Here is a 5754-nt window from a genome sequence, read left to right on the forward strand (position 1 = left end):
CCGGCCCCCGGTTGGCGGTCACTCGGCGGTGAGGGTCAGGCCGTCGTAGGCGAGGGACACTCCCTCGGGGAGTTCGGGGTCGGCGTCGGCGTGCTTGACATCGTGGGCGATGTGGATGAACCAGGTGCGGCGTGCGCCCACGCGCTCGGAGACGACGCAGGCCTCGTCGATGGTCAGGTGCGTGGGGTGCTTGCGGAAGCGCAGCGCGTCGAGGACGAGTGTGTCGAGCCCGGTGAGGAGCTTCCAGGATTCGGTGGGGATCGCGGAGACATCGGTGCAATAGGCGAGGGGCAGCGGCGCCGTGGGTGAAGGCGCCGGACCCGCCCCCGGACCCTCCCCCTGCCCCCTCCCGCGAGCGGGAGGGGGTTCCGATCCGTCTCCCCCCATTGCCCATCGCCGATTGCCGATTGCCTCGATCCGAAAGCCGAGCACCGGCAGCTTCCCGTGCAGCAGCGGGATCGGCGTGAAGCGGAGCCCGAACAGGTCGATCGGCTTCTTCGGCTCGAGCAGGCGCGGGATGACATGCGCCACGAACGAGTCGTTGATGTTGTGCTCGCGGTCGAACACATGGCGGTACACGCGGCGCAGGTCGTCGTGGGTCTTCGCGTCGGCGAAGACATCGATGGGCTGGCGCATGACGGCGTTGAAGCGCCGGATCTCGTCGAGCCCCCAGGTGTGGTCGACATGGTTGTGCGTGATGAACACGGCGTCGCAGCGCTGCAGGTTGTGGCGGAGCGCCTGCTGACGAAGGTCGGGCCCGGCGTCGAGGAGGACGACGCGCTCCTGCCCGGTCGGGTCGGTCCACAGGACGGCGGCGGCGGTGCGCAGACGCGAATCGCGCGGGTCGTCGGATGTGCACACGGCGCAGTCGCAGGCGATCGCGGGGACGCCCGCGGAGGTGCCGGTGCCGAGGAAGAGGAAGCGGAGGTTCACCGGGGGAGGGTAGGTTACCCTGTGGCCGTACTCACCTTGAAGACTCGTCCAAGCGGCCCGCGGGGCTTGGCTCTCAGTCTCCGCACGGTGGCCTTCGTCTTGGAGGAGGAGTCTTTGAGATTGCGAAACAACTCGTCCACCTTGTCTTTGGTGGATGGCGCTGCCGCAGCCCTATCGCGTCCCTCGCTCATATGTTCATTCTATCGTCTGAATCGGCGGCTCGTCTATCATCTGAATCGGGGGTTCGGACGCCCAAATGTAACACAGGATCGCGAGTCCGATCAAAGCCAACGCCAAAGCGAGCCATTGCTGGCCACGATCCAACCGGTCTCTCTTACGAGCATTCCGCCTTCGAAGATCTAGGTAGGCCAGATAGACCCTCGCGAAGACCAGCTTTCTTGCGGTATCCGGGTCCTTCGGGGGATCGTCAAATGACCATGAGGGCAGGGCCAAGTGGTCTGCCGCCTGAAAGGCGCGCTTCGTGCGAGGTTTGGAATCGTCCTGGGCGGCTTCCTTCAGATGCTTTCGCTCCGGTTTGGGTGTTGTGGAGCCGATCAAAAGCCAAAAGGCGATGGCGAGCGTTATCAGTGAGCTGGTCAGCAATGACTTGATGAGATAGATCGCGAGGAGCGAGTCGATTCTTGATACCTGGTTCTCTGCCCGCAGCCACTCCAGCCGGAACAAGCCGAGGCCGAACAGTGCAATAGCAACCGAGAGCACGATGTTCACGCGGGCTGTCAGGCGAGTTGCGTTTTCTCTCTCGGCATCCCAGCAGCGAACGGCGTGATCGACCAGTGATTGGTCGAAACCCGCTGTCTGACCTTGTTGCGTTGGATCCATGCTCACCCCACCCTCTCCCTCTTCGGCTCCCGCGCCATCAGCAGCGCGATCGCGTCGAGGGGGTCCAGGCCCTCGAACAGCACCGCGTGGACGGCGGCGGCGATGGGCATCTCCACGCCTTGGCGCTTCGCGAGGTCCATGACCGATTTCGTCGTCGCCACGCCCTCGACCACGCTCTCGCTCCTGGCGAGGTAGTCGTCGAGTTTCTGGCCCTTGCCCAGCGCCTCGCCCAGCGAGCGGTTGCGTCCCTCGGGGGAGAAGCAGGTCGTGGCGAGGTCGCCCACGCCGGCGACGCCGAAGAAGGTCTCGCGCTGGGCGCCCATCGCGACGCCCAGGCGCGCGATCTCGGCGAGGCCTCGCGCGAGGAGGGCGGACTTGGCGTTGTAGCCGGCGCCCAGCCCGTCGATGACGCCCGCCGCGATCGCGATGACGTTCTTCGTCGCGCCGGCGAGTTCGACGCCCAGCAGGTCGGGGTGGGTGTAGATGCGCAGCCAGTTGGTGGTGAAGAGGTCCTGGAGGCGGGCGGCGAAGGCCTCGTTCACGCTGGCGGCGACGAGCGTCGCCGGGAGGCAGCGCGCCAGTTCGGCGGCGATGGTGGGGCCCGACATCGTGGCGAGGGGGCGCACCGGGACGGACCCGGGGGACAACTCGCCCAGCGCGTCGGCGATGACCTGGGTTGGGCGCAGGAGGGTGGAGTTCTCGACGCCCTTGGAGAACGAGACGATGCCCACGCCCGGGGGGACGCGCCGGGCCATGCGCGTGAACACGCCGCGGATGTGCTGGGTGGGCACGGCGCAGACGATGAGGTCGGTCCCCTCGAGGGCGGCGGCGTCGTCGGCGACGACATCGACGGACTCGGGAAGGACGAAGCCCTTGAGGCGCGAGGAGGTCCGGTTCCCGGCGAGCGCGACGACCTGCTGGGGCGTGTGGCCCCAGAGGGTGACGCGGCGCGGGCCGGTCTGCTGGTCGGGCGTCTTGGGCGCGAGGATCGCGGCGCAGACGAGCCCCATCTGCCCGTCCCCGAGGATGGTGACGCGTGAGATGGGGCGGGTCGTGGTCATGGGGGCGTGTTCCGGGGGGTGATTGCGGCGGCGCGAACCGGGCGGCCCGGCGCGACGAACGACAGGTCGGGCCTGCGCTCTACTATACGAACCGCCGGCGAACGCCCGTGACGCCCTCGCGTCGCGTGCGACGACCACGACAGCAGGCCCGACGCACAGGTCCCGACCCTCCCGGAGCTCTCCATGCCCGATCAGGCGATCCCCGCTCACTCCGCCACCGGCCCGATGGAAGGCGTCACGCGCACCCAGCTGGGCGAAGACTCGCACGGCGAGATGCGTCTGGAGCGCATGATCGTCGTCTATCTCGTGGGCGGCGTCCTCGTGCTCACGACCACCATCGCCAAGCGACTCCTGGGGATCAACCACCTCGCGGCGGACATCCCGGCCGGCATCGGCGCGATCGTGCTGGGCCTGCCCCTGTTCCTCAGCGCCGTGCGCGAACTCGCCAAGGGACGCTGGACCAGCGCGACGCTCGCGTCGCTGGCGATCATCGCGGCGATCGCGATCGGGCGCTACGAGATCGCCGGGTTCCTCGCGTTCATTCTCCTCATCGCCGATCAGGTCGTCCGGCGCACGGCGTGGGGCGCGCAGCGCGCGATCTCGCAACTCGTCGAGCTGACCCCCGACACGGCGCGCCTGCTGACCAAGGACGGCGACGAGCGCGAGGTCGGGCTCGAGCAGGTCCAGGTCGGCATGGTCGTACGCGTGTACCCGGGCGAGAACCTGCCGGTCGACGGCGTGGTCGTGCGAGGGCAGTCGAGCATCAACCAGGCCTCGCTCACCGGCGAAGCGGTCCCGGCGGAAGTGCAGGAGGGCAGCGATGTCTACGCCGGCACCACGAACCTGACGGGCACCGTCGAGGTGCGCGTGACGGGCGTGGGCGCGCAGACGACGATCGGCAAGGTGACCGAACTCATCCGCGAGGCCGAGAGCACGCGCTCGCCCAACCAGCTGATCATCGAGCGCGTGGCGCAGGCGTTCGTGCCCGTCGCGATCGCGATCGCCGGGCTGGTGTGGTTCCTGATGGCCCGCTCGATGGACCCGTACACGCGCGAGCGCGCCGCGGAGACCGCGATCACGGTGCTCGTGGTCGTGTGCCCCTCGGCGCTGCTGCTGGCGAGCCCGACGGCGATGGTGGCCGCGTTCGCCGCCGCCGCACGGCTGGGCATCCTGATCAAGCAGACGAACTACCTCGAGGCCGCGGCGACGGTTGACACGGTGGTGCTCGACAAGACGGGCACGGTGACGACGGGTCGCTTCGCGGTGTCGCGCCTGGCGCCGGCCGAGGGCGTCGAGGGCGCGTCGCTGCTGCAGTCGGCGGCGGACGCGGAGCAGCAGAGCAACCACCCGCTCGCCAAGTCGATCATCGACACCGCGAAGCGGGCGCGCATCGCGCCGGCCGGCGTCGATCGCTACGAAGAGGTCCACGGTCGCGGCGTGCGCGCGTGGGTCGACGGAGAGGAGATCCTCGCAGGTCGCGGCGCGTGGCTGATCGAGGTCAACCCCGACGCGCGCGACGCGATCGCGAAGGTCGAGGAGAAGATCGAGGGCATGTCGGGCGTGCACGTGATGCGCGCCGGGCGGTATCTGGGCGCCGTCGGGCTCGAGGACCGCGTGCGCAGCAACGCCAAGGACGTCGTGACGCGCCTGCGCGACCTGGGCGTCAAGACCGTGGCGATCTTCACCGGCGACCGCTTCGGCGTCGCCAAGCGCGTCGGCCAGAGCGTGGGCGTCGACCGCGTCGAGGCCGAGTGCCTGCCCGAAGAGAAGCACGACCTCATCGGCGCGATGTCGGCCCAGGGCCGGCGCGTGCTGATGGTCGGCGACGGCATCAACGACGGCCCCTCGCTCGCGCGCGCCGATGTCGGCGTCGCGATGGGCCTGTCGGGCTCGGACATCGCGACCAACTCCGCGGGCGTCGCGCTCATGAACGACGACCTGTCGCGCATCCCGTTCCTCATCGAGCTGGCGCGACGGACGCGCGCGATCATCATGCAGAACATCGTCGCGTCGTTCATCATCGCGCTGATCGGCCTTGTCCTGGCGGCCACGGGCTTCGTCGCGATCGGCGTGGCGGTGCTGTACCACTTCGTGGGCGACCTGTTTGTCATCGGCAACAGCTTCCGGCTCGTGCGCTTCGGCGAGGCCTACGCCGAGGAAACCGGCGAGACGCTGCTGGGCGAGGACGAGAAGAAGCCCGGTCGCAAGTACGCGCTGGGGACCGCGACCGCCGTCAGCCGGCCTGCGCCGAGCGCGTGAGAGATTCAACGCGGAGGGCCGCGGAGAGCGCGGAGGAGGAAGAGCGAGGTTGTGGTCGGAGAGAGACTGAGAATGTCTCTGCTCCCTCTCCTCTCCGCTTCCCCTCCTATCGAGCGTAGCGAGATGGGAGGGGCCAGGGGAGGGCTACCCAACCTCCCGTCTTCCCTCCCCAACCTCTGCCTTTCTCTTCTCTCTCTCTCTCTCTCTCTCTCTCTCACTTCCTCCGGTGCCACCACACGGAGTGTGGTGCTACACCTTCTTGGGGCTTCACCTTTCCGTCTCCCACTCTTCCTCAGATCGAGAAAGGGAAGGATGGGTAGGCACCACACTTCGTGTGGTGGCACCGGAGAGGGAAGGGAGACCGGAGAGACGAGAGAGAGAGGAGCGAAGCCCAAAGAAGGTGTAGCCCCCTCCCCGCCCTCCCCCATCTTCGATGGGGGAGGGAGCAGATTTCCCGCGGATTTCCGGTTCTCAGACCTTCCAATCCGCCAGTGTTTCCGGTAGATTGGGGTTGCACAGAGCGCGCCCGGCCCCCGGAGGGCGTCGCGGGCCGCGTTGATCGAGTCACTCCGTTCCGAGGAGCGTCGCCGTGAAGATCCGTTCGTGTGTTTCTGTCGTCGGCGCGCTCGCGTGCGCGTCGGTCGCGTTCGCCCAAGGCGCC

General features: G+C 68.2%; 4 protein-coding genes. 1 reads left to right on the top strand and 3 read right to left on the bottom strand.

Annotated features, from left to right (window positions below; genetic code table 11):
- Positions 1-18 precede the first annotated feature (18 nt).
- The 3 genes from KF684_14105 to KF684_14115 all read right to left on the bottom strand — a co-directional run bounded on the left by KF684_14105 (position 19) and on the right by KF684_14115 (position 2834).
- Positions 19-933, bottom strand: a complete 915-nt coding sequence (locus KF684_14105) for an MBL fold metallo-hydrolase (GenBank protein MBX3354057.1) — start codon at positions 931-933, stop codon at positions 19-21.
- A gap of 195 nt (positions 934-1128) precedes the next feature.
- The gene (locus KF684_14110) at positions 1129-1779 is read right to left on the bottom strand and encodes a hypothetical protein (GenBank protein ID MBX3354058.1); all 651 of its coding nucleotides are present in this window, start codon (positions 1777-1779) and stop codon (positions 1129-1131) included.
- A complete protein-coding gene (locus KF684_14115; protein MBX3354059.1) occupies positions 1776-2834 on the bottom strand; it encodes an NAD(P)-dependent glycerol-3-phosphate dehydrogenase in 1059 nt (352 codons plus the stop codon). The genes KF684_14110 and KF684_14115 overlap by 4 nt, the downstream gene beginning before the upstream one ends.
- Before the next feature lie 183 nt (positions 2835-3017).
- Between KF684_14115 and KF684_14120 the strand changes: the two genes are divergently transcribed.
- Complete coding sequence (locus tag KF684_14120; protein MBX3354060.1) at positions 3018-5093, top strand: cation-translocating P-type ATPase; 2076 nt, start codon at positions 3018-3020, stop codon at positions 5091-5093.
- Positions 5094-5754 lie beyond the last annotated feature (661 nt).

It is taken from the genome of Phycisphaeraceae bacterium, from assembly GCA_019636675.1.
Taxonomy (GTDB): Bacteria; Planctomycetota; Phycisphaerae; order Phycisphaerales; family UBA1924; genus JAHBXC01.

Coding starts and splice junctions, on each gene's coding strand:
- KF684_14115 (MBX3354059.1), bottom strand. CDS start 2,834: ATGACCACGACCCGCCCCATCTCACGCGTCACCATCCTCGGGGACGGG.
- KF684_14120 (MBX3354060.1), top strand. CDS start 3,018: ATGCCCGATCAGGCGATCCCCGCTCACTCCGCCACCGGCCCGATGGAA.